The sequence below is a fragment of the Citrobacter sp. CK180 genome (assembly GCF_030333655.1).
Lineage (GTDB): Bacteria > Pseudomonadota > Gammaproteobacteria > Enterobacterales > Enterobacteriaceae > Citrobacter_B > Citrobacter_B koseri.
Window position 1 is genome coordinate 220,102 of the sequence record NZ_JAOWFM010000051.1, and the last position, 19,451, is coordinate 239,552.

Sequence of the window (19,451 nt, forward strand, 5' to 3'; positions counted from 1 at the left end):
TTTGAAGGTTCATCTGTATTAACTGGCTCACTTTGTGGCATTTAATTTTCTGACCTTCATAAATATTTTCCTGCTGCCAGCATGTCCTGTTTGCGTCAATCTCCCGACGACAAGTTATTAGGGAGAGTCGCAAATGCGTCACACCACAATCATCCTGGCAATGTTATTGCCCGTTCTGCCGGTGCTGACCTGCCAGGCGTCAGAAAAAGATGAGCTGGCACTCGTGATGCGCCAGCTGGATCAGGTTCAGGCTGGCCTTGATCGCGCCCGCGTCGTAGCCAATCAGAATCAGGACGCTCGCTTTTATTTCGACTATCAGCAGGCAACCCGTGACATCTCAACGATGAGGCAGGGCATATCCACTTATCTCGAGCCGTCGCGCGCGCAGCCAACAGCACCCTCCACTTTAGTCACCGGGCAGTACCGTGCTGAGGAGCCCTCATGGCGATGAATGGCTCTCAGCTAAATGGATGGAGTGCGGGCACCGGAAGCAGCCTCACGCCCGGGCAACTGAACCTCTTGATCCTCGGTACGCTCGCCATCGTCGTTCTCCTTTTCAGCGCATGGGCACTGGTGCAGGCCTACCGTGGCCTGGTCAGTAAATCAGTGACGTTCAGGCAGTTCAATGAGCTGCTAATTCGACTGATTGTGCTTTATCTGCTGACCCTGTTTCTGTTTTTCCACTGAAAGGATGACTCAATGAAATTCACTTTCTTCAGGCATTTTCGTTCTGCCTATTCCCGTGCGGGATATTTGTTGCTTACCGGTCTCTTAACTGCAAGTCAGGCTATGGCAGACTTGCCAGCTGTTGAACAGCCAACATCTGGAGGCGGTGGCGGAACCTACAACACCGTTATGGGCTACATCAAAATGGGGGCACTTGCGATAGGGCTTCTCGTATGTGTCGGTGCTTTTTTTGCCGTAGCGCATGCCGTGATTACCGCATTTCACGATATCCGTCGTGGTAAGGGGGAATGGACTCAGTTCCTGGTCTATCTGGTTGTCGGCATCATCCTCATCCTTTTGGTTATTTACCTCGCAACTAAAGCTTCAGATATCCTGTAAGGAGCCCATATGGCCGTCATTGATTTCCTCCCTGACAGACTGAACAACCCCCCCGTGGTCTGGAAAGGGTTCACATCCGGGGAGTTTGTGCTGGCGGCCGTCATCGGTGTTATTGCCGGTATCCCTCTGGCAATACCGTTAGCTCTGGTTCCTTTTGTCGGATGGCTGGCTTTTCCGACGTGCATGCTGCTGATGCCTCTGTTGGTCATTTTTTTTGGCGGCAACTGGATTGCCAGCTACAAGCGCGGTAAGCCAGAAAATTATATCTGGCAACGTCTGGAGGAATTGCGCTGCCGTGCACGTATGTCCCGAACCATGATTCTGGATAGCAGGGCGTGGGAACTTAAACGAACGAAACCTGTTCCGTTGATGCGCGGAGGGAAAGTATGAGTCGTTTTCGTAACGGTATAACCGCCCGCGATAATCATATTATTTCGCTACGTATCGCTTGTGTTTTGCTGGCTTTGGGACTGTTCGTCACCAGTCTGGGATGGATGCGAGCACCCTCGGAGCTGACAATTCACAACCCACCTGACCTGCGTTCCGGCAGTACCCGAAAATGGTGGGAGGTCCCGCCATCTACGGTTTACAGTTTTGCTTTTTACATTTTTCAGCAACTGAATTCCTGGCCGAAAAATGGGGAAGCTGACTACACAGCCAAAATTGCCCAAATGAGCCCGTATTTGACGCCGTCCTGTCAGGATTTTCTCAATAAGGACGCCGAGATGCGCAAGAATAATGACGAGCTGCGCGATCGTGTACGCGTGGTATACGAAATCCCCCGTCGTGGTTACAGTAACCGCAGCGTGACCATCATTGATGAAGATCATTGGGTGGTACGGCTGGACCTGGTAGCTGACGAATATTTCCATACCGAACCCGTTAAGCGTGCCCTGGCGCGTTATCCAATGAAAGTGGTTCGCTGGGAAGGTGACCCAGAGCGAAATCCGTTTGGACTGGCACTGGATTGCTATGACAGCGCGCCACAAAGACTTGAGGCGATCTCCTTGCCTGAGCCAGAACAAAAGTCGGGAGCATTCAATTGAAAAAATTCTCAGTGATCCTGCTGACCCTGGTACTGGTCTCAGCCGGAGCTCGTGCTGTTGAGCTTATGAAATGGGAACGGATACCTTTGCAGATTCCCCTGACTGTAGGGCAGGAGCGAATCGTTTTTGTAAACAAAAACGTGCGAGTGGGGTTTCCGCCCACACTCAACGACAAGCTGCGTATTCAAAGCTCCGGAGGTGTAGTTTATCTCGATGCGAAAGAAGCCTTTCCGGTGACGAGACTGGAACTTCAGAACAAGGAAAACGGGGAAATACTTCTACTTGATGTTTCTGCTGCCCCCGGTAAAACCACGCGGGAACCTGTCAAAATTGTCTACGACGGAGAAGTGGCTACCGCTTCGGCGACCGATAAACAGACGGTCAGCAGTGATGGGGACAGTGCCGGCCGTCAGTCGTCGGCAGAGGCAAATGCAGAAAGCCGGAGGCCCGCAAAACTCAATGCGCCGCTGCCCGTTGTCCTGACTCGTTATGCCGCACAGAACATGTATGGACCGTTGAGAACGGTAGAGCCCGTACCGGGAGTAAGTCAGGTTTCACTGAAGCTTCCTCCCCGGATCACCACACTTATGCCCTCTGAGTCCGTCAGCGTCACGCCGATGGCTGCCTGGAGTCTGCAGGGCAGCAGTGTAATTGCGCTGCAGGTGCGTAACCGATCAGCAGTAAAGGTCATCCTCGATCCTCGTTCGCTGCAAGGTCAGTTTACTACTGCGACTTTCCAGCACCGTTGGCTGGGGCGTGCCGGTACACCGGAAGACACGACAGTTCTATATCTGGTTACTACAGGACGTCCCGAAAGTGCCTTTATTGCTGAACAGCGTTTACCCGAATCTGAAGGAAAGGAGAGTAAGCGGAGTAACCGAGGAGCACATAAATGAAAAAGCCTGCTTCAAACCTGCTTGTGAAAATTGCTGTTCCCGTCGTAGTGGTGGGCGCCATCATGATTGGGGTTAAATCCTGTACAGATAAAAACGATAAAAATGAAGCAGGCCAGAAAACCTCTAATGTCGCCCTGAAGGACCTTACACCAGAAGATCTCAAAGCGCTGGGTGTGGAAGGTGACACCGCGCAGGATACTTTGCGTACCCTGGTTGGTAGTTACCGTAAGGTTCAGGGGCGCCTTGACAGCCTTGAAAGCGATAATAAAACGCTTGCTGATGAAAATAAGGAGCTGAAAAAAAATAGCACCAATGTTGATCAGCAAATCAGCCAGGCTGTGGGGCAAGTTCGTTCCGAAGAGGCTCAAAAACGTGCACAACTGAGTTCTCAGGTTACTGATCTGAGTTCGCAGGTGAACCAACTTCTTGACCAACTCAAAAATGGCTCCTCCGGCTTAACGGCAGGAAATAAAGGTAACGTTGCAGGCAGCGATATTCCAGTGGGACTGGGTTATGACAATGGACTGACCGGAGGCACGGGAAATCTATCTCAAACAGATGGCAACGGGTTGCAATGGGTTGAGCCGAAAGATGGTATTGCCACGGATGCGAATGGTCGACCTGTCTCAGATAAAAACAGTAATAACGCGACTGGTTTTTCTTTTGCCACCTCCTTTGGCGCTGCAGGTGATGCAGCCAGGCAGGCAACGTCAGCAGTAAGTACAACGGTCCAGAACAACATTCCCGGATCTGAAAAAAATGCTGCCCCTGTTTATACCCTTCCGGAAAACTCCACGCTTGTGGGTAGTCGGGCCATGACCGCGCTGTTGGGACGTATTCCCATTGATGGCAAGGTGACTGACCCTTACCCGTTCAAAGTGATGATCGGAAAAGACAACCTGACGGCAAATGGCATTGAATTGCCTGATGTACAGGGGGCGATCGTTTCGGGAACCGCTACGGGGGACTGGACGCTTTCCTGCGTACGCGGCGCCATAACAAGCATCACTTTTGTTTTTACTGATGGCACCGTTCGTACGCTTCCTTCACCTGAGGGGCAAGGCAGTAATGGTGGTAATCAGAACAGCCAGGGTGGGAATAACAGCAGTATTGGCTGGTTATCAGATGACAATGGCATTCCATGCATTTCAGGTACCCGAAAATCAAACGCTTCTACTTATCTGCCAACCATTGCCGCACTTGCAGCTGCCAGCGCAGCTGGGGACGCCGTGGCTGAAAACCAGAATACCAGCCAGACCAATGGCTATGGTGGTGTGACGTCTACGCTGACGGGGGATGCCGGTCAGGCCGTGTTGGGTAAGGCGTTATCCGGCGGTATGCGTGAGACCGTTGACTGGGTTAAAGCGCGATATGGTCAGACTTTTGACGCGATCTATGTACCGCCTGGACAGAAAGTGGCTTTACATATCACTCGTCAGTTGGCGATTGATTATGAAGAAAAAGGCCGCAAGGTGAAATATGACGATTTCAGCCTCGCTGGTAGCAGCACGGGCATGGACTGATGGGGATAAAGATGCAGAACAATAAAAACCTCGAGTATCGGGTGGACTATACGCCACTGGGTGGCCGTCTCTTTGCCGGTTTTGTCAGGTGTGATAATGGCAAATGGGAAGGTAGCAGGCATGAAGTCACCGAACAGGCCCTGCTCGCTGTCGGAAAGAAGCTTCTGAGCGAGGGAAATGGAATGCAGATGCAGCTGCCTGATGGACGAGTGATTCGTCTGTCAGCTGTCATCAGTGATTCGGATGAAGCGGAGGTGCATGTTGCTCAGTTTTAATCATCTGGCCACCGTTATGTTGGTCGTTGTATCGCTTGCCCTCTCGGGTTGCAGTACGTCAAAAGAGGAAATGTTGCCGCCTGGCGACAGCACCATGCTTGAATTATGGAACGATGGTGCATCGTCAACTCATGCTACCAACGAGAGCAGAACAACACTTCGCCGGCCAGTTACAGACAGCGAACGTGAGATCAGTCAGCAGGTCAGTAACAGCTACAGCCGCACCCAGGAAAATGAAATTCAGCAGACGTTTCCGCGTCTGCCAAATCCTGACATGGTCATGTATGTTTTTCCGCATCTGGCTGGCGGGAACACGCCGGTTCCAGGCTACAGCACCGTCTTTCCTTTCTACAGCCAGGTACAGTATGCGTTGCCTGGTGAGCGAACGGAGGATCTCTGATGGCTTTCCCTTTATTTAGCCGACGTCGAGCGTCTCAGGATGCTCATCAGTACGGTAACGGTCCGTTTTCCGTCAGTGGGTATGAACCGCTTACCCGGGAAGGGCAACTGACTCATTCAGATGAAGCGCGTCTGTATTCCACGGCACCTTCCATTATCGATCATGTTCCCTGGGGTGAGTATTTGCCAGAGCATGAATGTATTCTGCTTGACGATGGCGTATCCGTTGGGGCCGTGTATGAGATTATCCCTGTGGGCACTGAAGGGCGCCCGGAAACACGTCTGGACGAGATCTGCAATATCGCTGAGAACGCCCTACAGGACAGTCTCCCTGAACTGGATGATCACCAATGGGTGGTACAGTTTTTCTGCCAGGATGACTCTGATCTCTCTACTTATATGGATACTATCAGAGGCTATGTCAGGCCAAGAGCTCAGGGAACTGCATTCACGAAAGCCTGGCTGGCTGAACAGGAGCGCCACCTAGAAAATGTGGCGGTGGAACAGGGGCTTTTTGTAGACGAGGCTGTCACAGGGGCCGCCTGGAGAGGGCAAATTCGCAGAACGCGCATGGTGGTTTACCGTTGGGTTGAGACACCTTATCGTGACCCCATGCCACCGGAGGTGCTGCTGAAACAGGTCTGCGATCGCCTGACTGCAGCACTGAGCGGTGCCGGTATCCGGTGCGAAAAGCAGAACGGCGAGCAAATCCATAGTTGGCTGTTGCGCTGGTTCAACCCGGCGCCGGCGTGGGTCGATAAGAAAACATTGTATCGTTGCGCAAAACACTCCGATCATGCACCGGGCGATTTGCCTCTTCTGAATGATTTCAGCGAAAGCCTCTGGTTTACCCGCCCGCGAAGTGATGCCGAAAGCGGTGTGTGGTGGTTTGATGATGTGGCACATAAAGCTGTTCCGGTTGCCCGCCTGCGTACTGCACCTTCTACCGGTCATCTGACGGGGGAGGTAAAACGTGGTGATAATGTGAATGCCATTATGGATCTGCTTCCGGAAGGGACAGTTCTGGCCATGACCCTGGTGGTTCAGCCTCAGGACAAGCTTGAAGAAAGTTTTGCGAGCCTTAGCCGCAATTCAATGGGGGAGAATGTTGATTCCCTGCGTGCTCGCGAAGACGCTGCTACAGCGCGTAATTTCCTGGGAAACAAACACAAGCTTTACCGTGCGGCCATCACACTGCTTATCAAGGCTCAGGACAAGGAAACACTCGATAAACGGTATCTTGATCTCAGCAGTAAATTACTGAACTGTGGGATGGAACCGATAAATCCAGAACACGATATTGGTCCTCTCAGCAGTTATATGCGTGCGTTACCTATGTGCTTTAACCCTCAAATGGATAAACACAACTGGTACACGCGCCTTATGTTTGTACAGCATTTTGCATGTCTCGCCCCTATTTATGGTCGCGACACCGGTACTGGTCACCCGGGGGTTACGTTCTGGAATCGTGGTGGTGGCCCCCTGTCCGTAGATCCACTTAATAAAAATGACCGTACCCAGAATGCGCACCTGCTGCTTTTCGGGCCGACAGGTGCCGGTAAATCTGCCACTGCGCTCGATAAACTGGCTCAGATGGTGGCAATCTACCGCCCCCGTATATTTTTGCTGGAAGCGGGTAACAGCTTCGGTCTGTTTGGAGATTACTGTAATTCGCTGGGGCTCTCAGTGCACCGTGTCAGTATCAAGCCTGGTAAGGTTATTTCACTTGCTCCGTTTGGCGATTCACATCTGCTCATGCAGGCGAAACCTGAGACGTTAGTGACAAGCGAAGAGGCCCTCCCTGACATTGATGAAGATGATGAGGACAAGGACGAAGAACGTGACATTCTGGGTGAAATGGAGATTGCAGCGCGGTTGATGATCACCGGTGGTGAAGCAGCAGAAGAGGAGCGAATGACACGCGCCGACCGCGGTATGATTCGTGAGGCGATACTCATTGCGGCTCGTAAAGCGTTTGACGAAAACCGCCAGATGCTACCGGAAGATTTAATGTTCTCGCTTGAGAACATTGCCCGCGATGTCAGCATGGGAGAAGACGGCCGCGAGAAACGCACGCCAGCGCGACGTGCGCGAGCTGAAGAGATGGCAGAAGCATTACGCATGTTTACCGAAGGTTTTGAAGGGGAGTTGTTTAACCGTCCGGGCGCGCAATGGCCAGAGGCAGACGTGACTATTGTTGATTTAGGTACGCTGGCGCGTGAAGGCTATGAAGCTCAGATGGCCGTTGCTGTCATCTCGCTGCTTAATACGATTAACAACATCGCAGAAAGGGAACAGTTCAGCGATCGGGATATCATTGTGCCAATCGACGAAGCGCATATTGTAACTGCTAACCCGCTGTTGGGCCCGTATGCAACCAAAATTGTCAAAATGTGGCGTAAGCTCGGATCATGGCTGTGGTTGTTCACACAGAACCTGGAGGATTTCCCTGACACTGCGAAAAAAATGCTCAATATGGCGGAGTGGTGGATCTGCCTCGTTATGCCACCTGATGAAGTTGAACAAATAGCGCGATTTAAGACGCTCACAGAAGAGCAGAAGGCGATGCTGTTGTCCGCGACAAAACTTCCGAGAAAATACACAGAGGGAGTTATTTTGTCCCGTAAGGTACAGGCGTTGTTTCGTGCGGTCCCCCCCAGTTTGTACCTGGCGCTGGGAATGACTGAAAAAGAGGAAAAAGCCGAAAGACGGGCCATTATGAATGAATTAAATTGCTCGGAGCTTGAGGCCGCATTTCACGTTGCGCGCCGCCTCGATGAGAAACGTGGCATTGGCACTATTCAGGGGACAATATGAAAAAACTGATTATGGCGACGCCGATCGTTGTACCGGACAAGGCATTTATTGCCTCTGTTATTTTTACCGTTCCGCCACAGGGTTCTGCCTCAGTCGGTGTGGCTGACAGTGAGTCGATTAAGCATCTGCAAGGGGAGATCGTTAAGAGACTGGAGCAGCCTGTATTGCTGTCGGTCTATCCTCACCGGGTTGGCCGGCGCAGCTGCGTTGCAGTCCACCTCAGCGACGTGCATGAGAAAACCCTGGATATCCTGATAACTGTTACCGGCAATACACTCTGGCCAGCAGAACAGGAGTACCGGTCGGGTATCCGATGGAATATCTGTGTACCCGATGCAACCGATATGCTCTGGGTTCTTAAGGAAATCGACAGGGTGACCTGTGACACCGGATGTGACTTATAACCCTCCGACCTTGCCAGACAGCGGTGTGTTTTCCGCTGTCTGGTAAGGGGGGAGGCTGCGGGTGCGGGCGGCAAAGAGCCCGCGTGTATTAAAGTTCCTGCATTTAAAAAATGACATTTCCAGCGATCTGAGATTTATGCTGACGTACAGATAATGAATTACCAGGGCAAGATTAATTATCATTTTTCACGTCAGAATTAATTACTGACCCCTCCTTAAAGAGAACGCACCCTGAATAGGTTTTTCACACTCAGGGAGTGTTTTTCATGAAAATGCCATTTTGCTGCCTGGCAGCACTGTTCCTTTCCGTCGGTGCCAGTGCCGGCACAGTGATATATACCGACTCCTCTCATACCATAGCAGCAAATCCTGGTCCGGATGTCTCCGTTGTTGAGCTCGATGCGCCCGAACGTGCACAGGCGGACATTTTCGGTCAGTTATCTGCCGATCCCGTTCTTGCAGAACAACGTGCCCGGGCAGTGATCTCTTCCCCGAATTTCCGGCAGCAGCAACAACAACTGGCGGAAGCTTATGCGGGTGTCACTCATGCCTGGTCCCTCGGCCTGGAAAAATACCCGGCTGTGGTTTTTGATGACGTCTTTGTTGTCTACGGTACGACTGATGTCAACGAGGCAACCCGTCAGCTCGCTGCCTGGAAGGAGAAGAACCGATGAAATCTTTCTCCTTCCGCCCACGTCGACTGGCGATCGCCACATTGCTGGTTTGTTCCGGCACCATGGCCAGCGTCAATACAGCGAATCTTCTGGCCAGCGCGGCAAGTACAGACTGTATCAGCTGGCGTGTCAGTGGTATCTGCTACTGGTTATTGTGTACCCCATTTGGTTGCACGGTGAAAACCTCGGTGAAAGTGACACATTTCATTCCGGAGGCTGTGGTATCGGCTTACCTCAACCCCGGAGATAACCCCTGGACTGAAATGTCCACAGTTAGTAACGCCGCCAGCGGTGCTGAAGGTTCTCTGCTGGAAAGTGTGACGGGTGTGAGTACGGGGGGCGGTCGTCAGGAGATGAAAGCTCCCGGGGAACGTAAGCAGAACCTGCATTTCTATTACGGCGACGCCTATGGCCATCCAGCAACAAAAGTCATTGGCGGTATGGTGCCGGGCTATTCATGCGACAGTGCTGCCACTCCTTTCATGCCCTATTTCAACAGCTCACTGGATGCTCTGGTCTGGCGAACGGGTGTCCCGGAGACCCTTTATCCCGAAGCACTCATCCCCGGGCAACGAGAAATCGGGGAAACCACATCCGGCAATATGTGGGGGAACGTTTATCCACGTAGCGGGTTTGTCACCCAGACAGACAGTTACAAATCAGCAGCGGTTGTAGTTCAGCGTGTCGCTGACGTCATTACCCGCTCCGGCCAGCTCCACGTCTACAACCCCCTTACGGGACAGAAGTCCCCGGGTTACTGGCCACCCGAGCCGGTAAAAGAAAATACCGGCACCAAAAACCACAAATGGCAGCGACTTTCGCCTCAGTTGTCCCAGACCTGTGCAGTGTTTCCCGACACCAATGGCCAGATTGCCCAGGACGGTAACTATGCCTGGGCATTGTGGCAACCGTACAGCTGCTGCAAACGTCGCGGCCAGACGTTCCTTTCCAGCACCGATTTCTCATAAAGGTTCAGAACATGAAAAAAGCAGGACTTTTACTGATTTTTGCCTCGCTGCCGGCAATGGCAACTGATATCTCTTTGTCTTCATCGGGGGCGTCAGTTAGCGGTAACGCTATCAGCGATGGGCTCTTTTATTCTATTGGTGGCGGTTCGGTTATTTCACCCCCGCCCAGTCGTAACAATATGTCCAGGATAGGCATTAATGGTGGCCTTAGCAGTGATCTGATGTGTGGCAATTTCGACATCAAAACAACCGTTGGCAACCAGCTGAATGGTATTACCAGCGGGTTTAAGGATCTGATGGGGAATGTGATTCAGGGGGCGACTGGTGCTGTCATGAGTATGCCGGCAATGGCTATTCAGCGCGCAAACCCCGGGCTGTATGAAATGCTCACCAATGGCGTTCTGCAGGCCGGTTTGAGCTTTGATAAAGCGATGTTGAACTGTCAGAGCATGTCGAAGAAGCTGGCTGATTATACCATTGGCAATAAATGGCAGCAGGTAGCTGTCTCTGAAGAGTACAAAGATATTGTGGCCACAAGTGGCGGCGATGCGGTTTCCAGCGACCAGAAACTGCAAAAAGCAACTGGAGAGGAAGGCGTGACGTGGGTTGGTGGGCAGAAAAGAGGCGGCAAGGGGCAGCCCGCAATTCAGCCCACTCGGGATCTGGCCAAAGCTGGTTATAACATGATGAATAATTTGCCAGTGACCAGTAACAGCAGCGTCGGCTCCTCGAGCTGCAATGGTACCGCATGCCAACGTTATAAATCTTCTGAAGAGGCCGCTGCGGCCGTTGTTAAAGTGCTTGGTGATCGCTCCATCAGGACTTGCCGGGAAACCAGTGAATGTACCAGTGGTGGAACCGATAACCAGCCGGGCAGTGCTGTCGCTGGTACTGGCTTTTCTCCCATCCTTGAGGATGCCACGAAAGAGAATCTGGAGCAGCTTAGTAAGCTGGTTAGTGGTGAGCTGCAGCCCACCACTGATAACCTTTCCGCACTGAAAACCGGCAGTCTGGTTGTCACCCGCGGGGTAATTCAGGCATTACGTGACGATCCGGACAAAGCGGCCCTGGTTCAGCGGCTTGCCGGCGAACTGGCGATGTCCGATACCGTTGAAACCGCGCTAACAATGCGCAGGATGCTCACCACTGGTGAATCCGAACCTAATGCTGCAGAGCAGCCGGAAGCCATTGCTGAGGGTGATCGCCGCATCGATGCCCTCGATCGCGAGCTGACGGCGCTGCGTAATGAGATGGAGTTACGCAAATCTATAAGCAATAACAGCCTGCTGACGGCACTGGAGCGGCAGGGGACAAGGAATCAGGATAACCGTCTGCAGCAGAAAGCCGGTAACGAGGACCAGGGCTTCAGCCAGATGGGCCAGTCTCAGTCTTCCGGAGCAAACTGATATGAGACTTTACCCGTTCAGCGGCCATATTGGCCGCATTCTCCTTATGGTGCTGCTCATTCTGTTGATGACGGCCAGCATGTTTGCTATCGCAGCGGTATTTATGGCTTACGACCCTGATGGCCACATCACACGGCGCTGGTTGCATGACAGCCGATGGGGACTGTTTGCCTGGCGACTGGTTCTTTATGGCTGCCCTATTACCGCCTGGATATTGAAGGTACGCCCACAGGCATTAATCCGCTGGCCGGATGGGCGTCCGCGTCTTGTGCGTATGGAACTGATGGGGGTGTTGTTCCTGGTAGCCACGGAATATGTGGCCTGGACAAGCGCTGTGTAAGGAGAGGACGATGACCGCAAACAGTTTTCTGGAATATTTTCTCGTTCTCTTTGGCTGGGTAATGAACAATGCCATGTGGAGCATTCTCAGCAGTACAGGCCTTTTTGCATTGCCACTGGTGGTCAGGGTTCTTGGCGTCTGGCTGAAAGTGAGGGAGGAGGGGGCTGACGAGGGGAACAAAGGGCTTCTTGCCCTTCCGCGAATCGAACATGCACTGTATGTGTCTTATCTTGTGATGCTCTTTTGCTGTATTCCGCTGTTGCCGGTTGATATCAGCACAATCAAGTTCGACAGCTCGCGCGCTAAACAGTGCGGCGTCAGTGTGCCGACGCCACAGAATTCTGGCTACAAGGGACTCGTTAACGATTTTGACGGTCGTACGGCCGAGGTTCCAGTTTGGTGGTATCTCCTGCATATGATGTCGAAGGGCACAACGCAGGCAATGATTGCGTCAATCCCATGCGGTACGAATTTGCGACAGATGCGTTTTGACGTTCAGAACACGAAACTGCGTGATCCTGTGTTGTTGCAGGAGGTCCAGGAATTTGCAGATCAATGTTACTCGAGAGCATATTTCAGACTGAAAAACAGCAACAGCCAGCTCAGTGATGCCACCATCAACTCCGTGGGCTGGATAGGTAGCAGCTACTTCCTGAATACTTCCGGATATTATGACTACTACACGGCTATGACGCCACGTAGCCAGTGGCCTTACAACAGCAGCCGGGACAGTGGCTATCCGGATACTGGTGCAGGTGGATATCCAACATGTAAGACGTGGTGGTCCGATGGTACTTCCGGGCTTCGCAAACGAGTTCTGGCCAGTTTTAGTGATAACACACGTAAGGAGATGCAGCGTCAGTTCCCCGGAAAGCAGTGGGAAGAAATTGCGTTACGCTGGCTTGTCAGCCCACGCAACGCAGATCTCTCCGGCGCCGGTACCACTTATGCTGTTGGCAGTAGCGACACAACCACCGGAGTAGTTGGTAATCTTACACGCCTTACCTCGTCTATTGGTCTTGGACTGAAACAGGCCGAGGCGTTACCTGGTTTTGATGCAATGAAGCAGGCACTGCCGATGATCCAGGCATTATTGCTGATGATGATAATCACGGTCATTCCTGCGTTAATGATGTTCAGCGCCTACGATCCGAAAACCATTTTTACCATCTCCTTCGCGTTATTCGCTCTTCAGTTCATTACGTTCTGGTGGGAACTGGCAGGTTGGCTTGATGACAGATTGATCACCATCCTCTATGACAATATGGCTGAGCAGGGGATTGCAAACAGCTCGGTGCCTTTCGCGGCTTTCTTTAGCTCAACGGCTGATGGATGGATTATGAACCTGGTACTGGGGATGATGTACCTGGTCTTTCCGATGTTCTGGGTTGGTATGCTGAGTTGGGCTGGAGTTCGAATTGGTAATATGGCTAACAACTTTAGTGATGCTTCTAAAATGCCTACGGATGCTGGCTCGGAAGCAGGTAAAAAAGCTCAAGGGGTGGCGATTGATGCAGCTTCAGGCGGGATTAAATCAGGATTAAGCAAAGGATAACTGATGGCTATATGAAGCGGTGGTTATGCCATCGCTTCATAAGATTAAAAATTGTTAGAACCACCGTTAATACCTTTTTTCTCCCAGCTGTAACGGATAGGAGATTTATATTGGTCCTGTTTGTCTTTTGTGACGTCCGCTTTAGAGGTAGAGGCGAGCACAGATGAAATCACACAACCAATTTCTTGTGTTGCACTCGAAAGTTTTACCGGCTCAGGTTTTTTCCGCTTCAGCTTGGATTCATCACAAACGATATTGCGACGTTTTGTGGTGAAACGCGCAAAGGTGCTGCTCAGGTCATCTTTATTGAAACCGTCCTCGCTCATGGTAATGACTCCTCATTTTGTCTAATAAATAAGCTACTAAAAATCCCCTATACACGCAAATTATTAAGCACTATAGGGGAGGGCACCGGCTCACAGGCGCGTTCCTTGGCGGCGAGCTACAGTGCGCGGCGGAAGGCCTTAGGCCTTCACACGGGCCTGTATTTCCACTTTCATTTCTTCGCCTTCCCGTCGTGGCGTGCCAGGGCCAGCAGCTCTGCCTGCAGCGCACGGCCATCCTCCCGGGTTTCCTTCAGCTCCGCTTTGGTGTCCTGCAGCTGCGCCGCCAGGTGTTCGCCGGTGGCGGTCAGACGGGCTACCTGCTCGCGCAGCGGCAGCGCCTCCGCGCGCAGCCCGCGTACCTCATCGAGCAACCGGTCACGTTCGGTCACCACCTCCCGAAGCACCGCCAGTTCACTTTCCAGTGCGGTCACTTTCGCCAGCGCCTCGTCGCGCTCCTGGTCGGCCCGGGCGATATCGGTGTCGGCCTGTTCCCGGGCCGCCAGTGTCCCGGCTTCTGCCTGTTTCACCGCGGCCTGCCACAACAGGGCCAACTGGCCGGTGAGCAGCTGCGCCAGCTCTGGCGGCAGAGCCGGCGTCTGTTCGCTGGCCAGTGCGCGCTGGCGTGCCCGAAATTCCCGCATCACCGGGGAAATGTGGGACAGGGAGCCGCCACCGAGGTGCTGGCGGACCTGTTCGTTGGTCGGGTTCGGGTTGCCGGCGGCAATGAGTGCGGCGGCGGCGTCCTCGATCCGACGGACGGTGTCAGCAGGCAGGTTAGTCATGAAATACTCCGTTAAGAAGGTATGCATACATTTTAACCTGACTGTAGTTTGTACACAATACAAATAATACATACAATACAAGACCAACGTGCACCATCTCTACTTTCGTGGTCAGATCCGAAAACTCACTTAATAGGAAATGCTGTACCTGAGCCGTCAGGCTGGCCGGATGATATAGTGGATTTTCGAACCGGAACGGGAGGGTTAAATGGGAAATTATTCAGATTTTGAAACCGATTTTGTTCAGCGAACACTGGCGCTTATCGATCATTATAACGAAATGATTGAGGTGCTGGGCAAACCATTCAGGGAGCAGTACAACTACACGTTGACCCTGAATTGCCTTCTGGGTCTTATCGTGTTACCGAAAGAGAGGGCGCTCTCTTTCCTGCCTGCCGACCGTTTAACGCGGCAACTTAAAGCAGAAATGGGATTACGTGAGTCACAGCTGCCCGGACCGGAAATGAACCTGCGGGAGTTGATCCATAAGATGCGGAATTCAGTTGCTCATTTCTGTGTCCAGGTAGAGTCAGCCAGCGATGCACACCTTGTAGACTGGATTGTTTTCAGGGAATCCCAGGGAGATGGAGAAGTCTACGCCAGCTTCAGCGCTCCGGAGCTTTTACCCTTTCTGAAATATTATGCGACCCTGCTGCTCGACAATATGGCTCGGCGTCGAGCCCCCGCTGTTAACATATTGGATTTGTGAGGGATTTACACCATGTTGATTCTCGATTGCTCCTCACGAACTCAGGCGTTGCATACATTATCTGCCGGGTTTGCCTGTCCCCCTGAAAAGCTGAAAAAAGTGCTGCTTTCGCTCGATCTTGAAAGTATCTACGAGCTTAATCCTCGCCAGTTGGTTGATGCACCTCAGTATCTGAGAGACTACGTCTGTGCGGAACTGGGCGAACCGGGACCATTCACCCGGGCTCTGTGGTTTCATGGCACCCGGACTTTCGCCGGTAATACTTTTCCGGCGGGGTTACTGGCGCTAAATCAGTCAGAATCCCTCGCCATGAAAATGCTGCTCAACCTGGCCCCGAATGAGATGGTCCGTAAACACCTGCAGGAATGGGATGTTCCGGGGGGCGTCCCGGATGAGATGTTTCAGCTCAGAACCGGCGATAAAATTCACTGGGGACCTTATGGCCATTTAGTCCGGGAATTACATTTTAACGCCAGTGAAAATGGACTGCATGATTACCTCTGGCTGCCGGAGCTGGTAGAGGATGTCTGTAAGGCCTACCAGAAGAAATACGGCCACGATCTTAAACCGCATTATCTCAGCGTGCTTCATCCCTGTATTGTCTGGTTCGAGGCGGATATTGTTTATGAAAAAGGGGTTCTTGAAACGGCTCTGGCATATGCCTATACATCAGTCCGTGACCTCCCGCCGGACGGAAACGCAACTTTCGGCATAGACTGTGACGGGAAATCTGTGTCCAGGTCGGCCATTGCCAGAATCGAGTTTCTGCAGCCCGGGCAGATGTAATCTCTAAAAAACGGGTCTGTGATCCGGCCCGTTTGTTCGTTGCCGTGAACCCAGTATTGAGGTCATTAAAGCCTTAAGCGGATCACTTGCAGCTGGCTGCAGAAAGGTTTTACATTGACCAGGATTATGCCGTTTCCCTTCCTACTGCCTGGTAAAGGATCTCTGAATGCACTTTTATGTGGATGAAACAGGCCAGACTGGCCGAAACCTTTTTGACAAAACCCAGCCAGTCCTCTCCTACGGAGTGCTGTCGTCTGATGCTAATCTGGATAAGGTTGCTGAAGCGGATCTTGCCGTATTACGCAAAACGCTTGGCGTGCAGCGCCTGCACGCTGCGGAACTGGGCTTGCACCGCCTTTCTGACCTTGTGGATACGCTGCTGGTTCTGCAGAAAAAGCACCGGATACGGTTTGACATCTGGCAGGTAGTAAAGCGCGATCATGCCATTATTTCGTTCTTCGACCAGGTATTTGATCAGGGAATGAATCCAGCCGTTCCCTGGTCTGCATACTGGACCCCTCTGCGCTACCCCCTGCTGCTGAATCTGGCCAGCCTGTTTGATGATGAACTTGCTTCAAACGCATGGACGGCAAGGCTGGAGGCGCATGATGAGCGGGCGTCGGAACTTTTTTGTACCGTCAGTGATGAACTGATCAGCAGGACGGCAGCCAGCGCGCTGGACCACCGGTCGAAGCAGCTGATCACCGATGCCCTGAACTGGGCGTCAGCCAATTTTGAACAGCTGGGCTATAACTGTAAAACCAACAAGGAAAGGCTGCGGATTATGCCCAATATGATTGGCTTTCAGTCCGTATTGCACGGGATCTGTTCCCGCCTGGGGGCACCAGAAAGAAAGGCCAGTATCATTGTTGACCAGCAGTCACAGTTCAACACCACCCAGCGTGAACTTAACGAGTTTTACTACCAGATACGGGAGATGCCCTGGGAACTGGGGCCCGGATTACCTGTTATGAACATGAAAAATATGCCGGCTGAACCACTTGTATTCCAGTCCGGTACCAAGAGTGCAGGTCTGGAGCTGGTAGATATTTATCTCTGGACATTCAAGCGATTCATGGAAGACAAGGCGCTGACAAAGCCACTTTCCCGCCTTGTTTATACCAATCTGAAAACAGCCAGGACCAACAGCGTGTCAATCCAGTCGGTTGCCAGTCGATTTATGGAACTCCTGGGTAAACTCCCGGTACCAAGCGCAGAGATCATGAGGCAGGCGCAGGAACTGCGGGACTTTGATGAAGCCAGACGCATGCCATATGTGGTGTCGGGATCACCCGACTGATGCCGGATAGTTATCTGCTTTCAACTGCCCCCTCTCAGGGGCAGGTTTTCAGGTTAACCGGCAGCTGTGATCCACGACGCCGCTTACAGTCATGCTGCGATGCCAGAATGTCAGCAACCTGATAATCGGTCCCCATCGCCACATCGTGCAATAGCAGGATAAAGTCCCCGTCACTGCCGCCCCTGCGCGAATCCAGATACCGCTGCAGCCATCGGGCATGATAAAGAACGTGGCGCTGTTCGCGCTGCAGCCATTTCAGCGGCAGACGGGACGTCATATCGTCAAGGCTGCGCATTTCCTGATGAAGCGGCGCAATAACAGCGGAAAATTCCTCTCTCAGTATCCGGGCAGGTTTCTTCTGTCCGAACAGCGCGGCCATATTGCTCAGGACATCCTCGATCGTCCGGCTGACTTTCTGGGCCTGATCACGGGAGGCCTGATAACGCGTAAACCAAAACTTACAGTAGAACCCCGCAGCGGCAAGCAGCGCCGTAAGGATCGGTCCAATCAGACTTGTGTCCACAATATTCTCCTTAAAGATGGTCATGAGGCCACCCGAAGCAGCCGATGACGCAAATATACCTCGTTTTAGCAATTAGTGCTATCCGTGAGTGCAAAAAGTGCTATTCGTTGTTTTTGGTATTGATATTTTAATTGATATATGCATTTGGATTTCCCTTCAGTTTTCTCCCCTGAGATCCGAAAAAAGTATAAGTCGGATCTCCAGACTACTGCTGCGTTGTTTTGACTAAAATGGCGGAGGTGGAACCAGGAGAGTAAAATAATCTACTGATGTAAGAATAAATCTTACATTGAAAAACGGAGGGGTTATGGCCCGTACGATGACCGTGGACGTGGGTGATGAGCTGCGTGAATTCATCGATTCCCAGGTTAAGGCCGGTGATTACCGAATCCAGAGCGAGGTTATGCGTGACGCGCTGCGTCTGCTGCGCGATCTGCTGGCCGAAGGGATCAGCAGCGGCGAGGCGAAACCATGGAACAAGGATGCATTCCTGAAAAACGCCAGTGCCAGGGCGGAAAATGAAAGGGATCGAGCTGATGCGAAAAGAGAAGAAGACCTGTAAGTTATCTGGGACTACAGCTTTAGACAGTTCGGAGTTGTCCAGGCGGATGCATATATAAAAAAACGCTCCCGGACGGGAGCGTAAGCCAGTGACTTCGGCGTCAAATGAGGGTCTGACAAGTGGAGCTGCGGGTTAATTCTGGGTGATCTGGCTGCGATGCTTTTCCGCCTGTTGCTGATGAATAACGGAAGACTGGCCATTATTCGCCTTCTCATGCACAACAGCGGCTTTCTCATGCTCGCTCATTTCGGAAAATGGCTTAGCAGTTTCTTGGGTGTTCTCAGGTTTGGCTTTCATCATTTTTTTATGCATTTCAGCCATGTCCTGATGGGCGGCAGAATTGCCGTTTTGCATCATTTCATGGGACATAGCGGCCTGATCGTGACCGCTCATATCCATCATTTTCATGCTCTCCCCCTGAACTGCACTTTTTTCAGCGGATGACTGCATCTGATGGGCAGGCGCCTGGGCATTATTTACATGGTCATGCATGTTCATTGTCTCTGCAGCCCAGGCAGATGAAGCGACAGCCATCATGGCAATAAAGGATACAAGAATTTTTTTCATGGTTGGGTCTCCGGTGTTTTCATACCCGAACAATCAATGCTTATAACAGAGAAAGCATTTGATCTCAGGGCTGGTTAATCATCACGCCAGGAACCGGGCGATTGAATTATCACGTTGCTCCTGATTTATGACTGATTATAAAAAACCGCCTCTGTTTATCGCGTGACTAAATGATGACATTTTTGTCACCTTCCGGATTTTTCCTGAATAACAGTATTAATCCGTTAACAGACGCACACTGAACACAATTTCCCGCCCCTGCTGTTCTGCTGACAGCTCGCCGCCGTGAGCATGAATGATCGACCTTGTAATTGATAATCCCAGCCCCGCGCCTTCCGTGTTGTGGACCCTAGATGAGTCTGCGCGATAGAACCGGTCAAACAGGCGTTCCAGATTAGCGGGAACCGGGCCAGACATCGTATTCGTAATCATCACGTTCACACAGTCACTGTCACGCTCAAGGTGTATCGCTGTACAGGTGTTATCGGGAGAATACTTGATTGCATTGGAAAGCAGGTTACTGAAAGC

25 protein-coding genes are annotated in these 19,451 nt (G+C 52.0%); 20 read left to right on the forward strand and 5 right to left on the reverse strand.

Translation table 11 applies throughout. The features are described 5' to 3' along the window. The first annotated feature begins 133 nt into the window (after nt 1-133). From OGV50_RS13625 to OGV50_RS13700, 16 genes are all read left to right on the forward strand, one after another. Nucleotides 134-451, forward strand: coding sequence for an integrative conjugative element protein, RAQPRD family (locus OGV50_RS13625; RefSeq protein WP_001216596.1), 318 nt, complete (start codon nt 134-136; stop codon nt 449-451). Further along, nucleotides 442-687, forward strand: a complete 246-nt coding sequence (locus OGV50_RS13630) for a TIGR03758 family integrating conjugative element protein (protein WP_001251235.1) — start codon at nt 442-444, stop codon at nt 685-687. Before OGV50_RS13625 ends, OGV50_RS13630 begins: the two co-directional genes overlap by 10 nt. Nucleotides 688-699: 12 nt before the next feature. Then, complete coding sequence (locus OGV50_RS13635; protein ID WP_000673116.1) at nt 700-1,065, forward strand: TIGR03745 family integrating conjugative element membrane protein; 366 nt, start codon at nt 700-702, stop codon at nt 1,063-1,065. A gap of 9 nt (nt 1,066-1,074) precedes the next feature. Further along, on the forward strand, nt 1,075-1,455 hold the full coding sequence (locus OGV50_RS13640; protein WP_000268263.1) for a TIGR03750 family conjugal transfer protein: 381 nt from the start codon (nt 1,075-1,077) through the stop codon (nt 1,453-1,455). Further along, a complete protein-coding gene (locus OGV50_RS13645; protein WP_000086096.1) occupies nt 1,452-2,111 on the forward strand; it encodes a PFL_4703 family integrating conjugative element protein in 660 nt (219 codons plus the stop codon). The genes OGV50_RS13640 and OGV50_RS13645 overlap by 4 nt, the downstream gene beginning before the upstream one ends. Then, nucleotides 2,108-3,007, forward strand: coding sequence for a TIGR03749 family integrating conjugative element protein (locus OGV50_RS13650; RefSeq protein ID WP_046494127.1), 900 nt, complete (start codon nt 2,108-2,110; stop codon nt 3,005-3,007). The genes OGV50_RS13645 and OGV50_RS13650 overlap by 4 nt, the downstream gene beginning before the upstream one ends. Beyond that, complete coding sequence (locus tag OGV50_RS13655; protein ID WP_042999115.1) at nt 3,004-4,530, forward strand: TIGR03752 family integrating conjugative element protein; 1,527 nt, start codon at nt 3,004-3,006, stop codon at nt 4,528-4,530. The genes OGV50_RS13650 and OGV50_RS13655 overlap by 4 nt, the downstream gene beginning before the upstream one ends. Before the next feature lie 11 nt (nt 4,531-4,541). Continuing rightward, complete coding sequence (locus tag OGV50_RS13660) at nt 4,542-4,805, forward strand: DUF7446 family protein (protein WP_306464055.1); 264 nt, start codon at nt 4,542-4,544, stop codon at nt 4,803-4,805. Continuing rightward, nucleotides 4,789-5,205 carry a TIGR03751 family conjugal transfer lipoprotein gene (locus OGV50_RS13665; protein WP_115190217.1) on the forward strand — a complete coding sequence of 139 codons (417 nt, stop codon included), beginning with the start codon at nt 4,789-4,791 and terminating at the stop codon, nt 5,203-5,205. The genes OGV50_RS13660 and OGV50_RS13665 overlap by 17 nt, the downstream gene beginning before the upstream one ends. Then, nucleotides 5,205-8,021, forward strand: a complete 2,817-nt coding sequence (locus tag OGV50_RS13670) for a conjugative transfer ATPase (RefSeq protein ID WP_046494133.1) — start codon at nt 5,205-5,207, stop codon at nt 8,019-8,021. The genes OGV50_RS13665 and OGV50_RS13670 overlap by 1 nt, the downstream gene beginning before the upstream one ends. Continuing rightward, on the forward strand, nt 8,018-8,425 hold the full coding sequence (locus tag OGV50_RS13675) for a hypothetical protein (RefSeq protein ID WP_032676588.1): 408 nt from the start codon (nt 8,018-8,020) through the stop codon (nt 8,423-8,425). The genes OGV50_RS13670 and OGV50_RS13675 overlap by 4 nt, the downstream gene beginning before the upstream one ends. Nucleotides 8,426-8,691: 266 nt before the next feature. After that, on the forward strand, nt 8,692-9,099 hold the full coding sequence (locus OGV50_RS13680) for a TIGR03757 family integrating conjugative element protein (RefSeq protein ID WP_046494138.1): 408 nt from the start codon (nt 8,692-8,694) through the stop codon (nt 9,097-9,099). After that, a complete protein-coding gene (locus OGV50_RS13685) occupies nt 9,096-10,067 on the forward strand; it encodes a TIGR03756 family integrating conjugative element protein (protein ID WP_064373805.1) in 972 nt (323 codons plus the stop codon). Before OGV50_RS13680 ends, OGV50_RS13685 begins: the two co-directional genes overlap by 4 nt. 11 nt (nt 10,068-10,078) lie before the next feature. Beyond that, the gene (locus OGV50_RS13690) at nt 10,079-11,473 is read left to right on the forward strand and encodes an integrating conjugative element protein (protein WP_046494142.1); all 1,395 of its coding nucleotides are present in this window, start codon (nt 10,079-10,081) and stop codon (nt 11,471-11,473) included. A 1-nt stretch (nt 11,474) separates the two neighbouring features. Next, the gene (locus OGV50_RS13695; protein WP_046494144.1) at nt 11,475-11,813 is read left to right on the forward strand and encodes a hypothetical protein; all 339 of its coding nucleotides are present in this window, start codon (nt 11,475-11,477) and stop codon (nt 11,811-11,813) included. A 10-nt stretch (nt 11,814-11,823) separates the two neighbouring features. Beyond that, entirely contained in the window at nt 11,824-13,368 is a 1,545-nt protein-coding gene (locus OGV50_RS13700) for a conjugal transfer protein TraG N-terminal domain-containing protein (protein WP_046494146.1), read from the forward strand. 44 nt (nt 13,369-13,412) lie between these two features. Here OGV50_RS13700 and OGV50_RS13705 read toward each other — a convergent pair whose 3' ends face one another. Then, on the reverse strand, nt 13,413-13,694 hold the full coding sequence (locus OGV50_RS13705) for a hypothetical protein (RefSeq protein ID WP_046494148.1): 282 nt from the start codon (nt 13,692-13,694) through the stop codon (nt 13,413-13,415). Nucleotides 13,695-13,864: 170 nt separating this feature from the next. Next, complete coding sequence (locus OGV50_RS13710) at nt 13,865-14,476, reverse strand: DNA-binding protein (protein ID WP_046494150.1); 612 nt, start codon at nt 14,474-14,476, stop codon at nt 13,865-13,867. 208 nt (nt 14,477-14,684) lie between these two features. On the opposite strand from OGV50_RS13710, the gene OGV50_RS13715 reads away from it, so the two are divergent. The 3 genes from OGV50_RS13715 to OGV50_RS13725 all read left to right on the forward strand — a co-directional run bounded on the left by OGV50_RS13715 (nt 14,685) and on the right by OGV50_RS13725 (nt 17,271). Beyond that, a complete protein-coding gene (locus OGV50_RS13715) occupies nt 14,685-15,185 on the forward strand; it encodes a HEPN family nuclease (protein WP_046494152.1) in 501 nt (166 codons plus the stop codon). A gap of 12 nt (nt 15,186-15,197) precedes the next feature. Then, on the forward strand, nt 15,198-15,971 hold the full coding sequence (locus tag OGV50_RS13720) for a hypothetical protein (RefSeq protein WP_046494153.1): 774 nt from the start codon (nt 15,198-15,200) through the stop codon (nt 15,969-15,971). A gap of 166 nt (nt 15,972-16,137) precedes the next feature. Continuing rightward, on the forward strand, nt 16,138-17,271 hold the full coding sequence (locus OGV50_RS13725; protein ID WP_046494155.1) for a DUF3800 domain-containing protein: 1,134 nt from the start codon (nt 16,138-16,140) through the stop codon (nt 17,269-17,271). 34 nt (nt 17,272-17,305) lie between these two features. Here OGV50_RS13725 and OGV50_RS13730 read toward each other — a convergent pair whose 3' ends face one another. Further along, the gene (locus OGV50_RS13730) at nt 17,306-17,818 is read right to left on the reverse strand and encodes a hypothetical protein (RefSeq protein ID WP_046494158.1); all 513 of its coding nucleotides are present in this window, start codon (nt 17,816-17,818) and stop codon (nt 17,306-17,308) included. A gap of 283 nt (nt 17,819-18,101) precedes the next feature. Between OGV50_RS13730 and OGV50_RS13735 the strand changes: the two genes are divergently transcribed. Then, nucleotides 18,102-18,356: a type II toxin-antitoxin system ParD family antitoxin gene (locus OGV50_RS13735; RefSeq protein WP_046494160.1), complete on the forward strand. Its 255-nt coding sequence runs from the start codon at nt 18,102-18,104 to the stop codon at nt 18,354-18,356. A 132-nt stretch (nt 18,357-18,488) separates the two neighbouring features. On the opposite strand, the gene OGV50_RS13740 is transcribed toward OGV50_RS13735, so the two are convergent. Together OGV50_RS13740 and OGV50_RS13745 are read right to left on the reverse strand one after the other, a co-directional pair. Beyond that, the gene (locus OGV50_RS13740) at nt 18,489-18,923 is read right to left on the reverse strand and encodes a PcoE/SilE family metal-binding protein (protein ID WP_046494162.1); all 435 of its coding nucleotides are present in this window, start codon (nt 18,921-18,923) and stop codon (nt 18,489-18,491) included. 216 nt (nt 18,924-19,139) lie between these two features. Next, a partial coding sequence (locus OGV50_RS13745; protein ID WP_286488534.1) for an ATP-binding protein occupies nt 19,140-19,451 on the reverse strand: 312 nt, incomplete at its 5' end.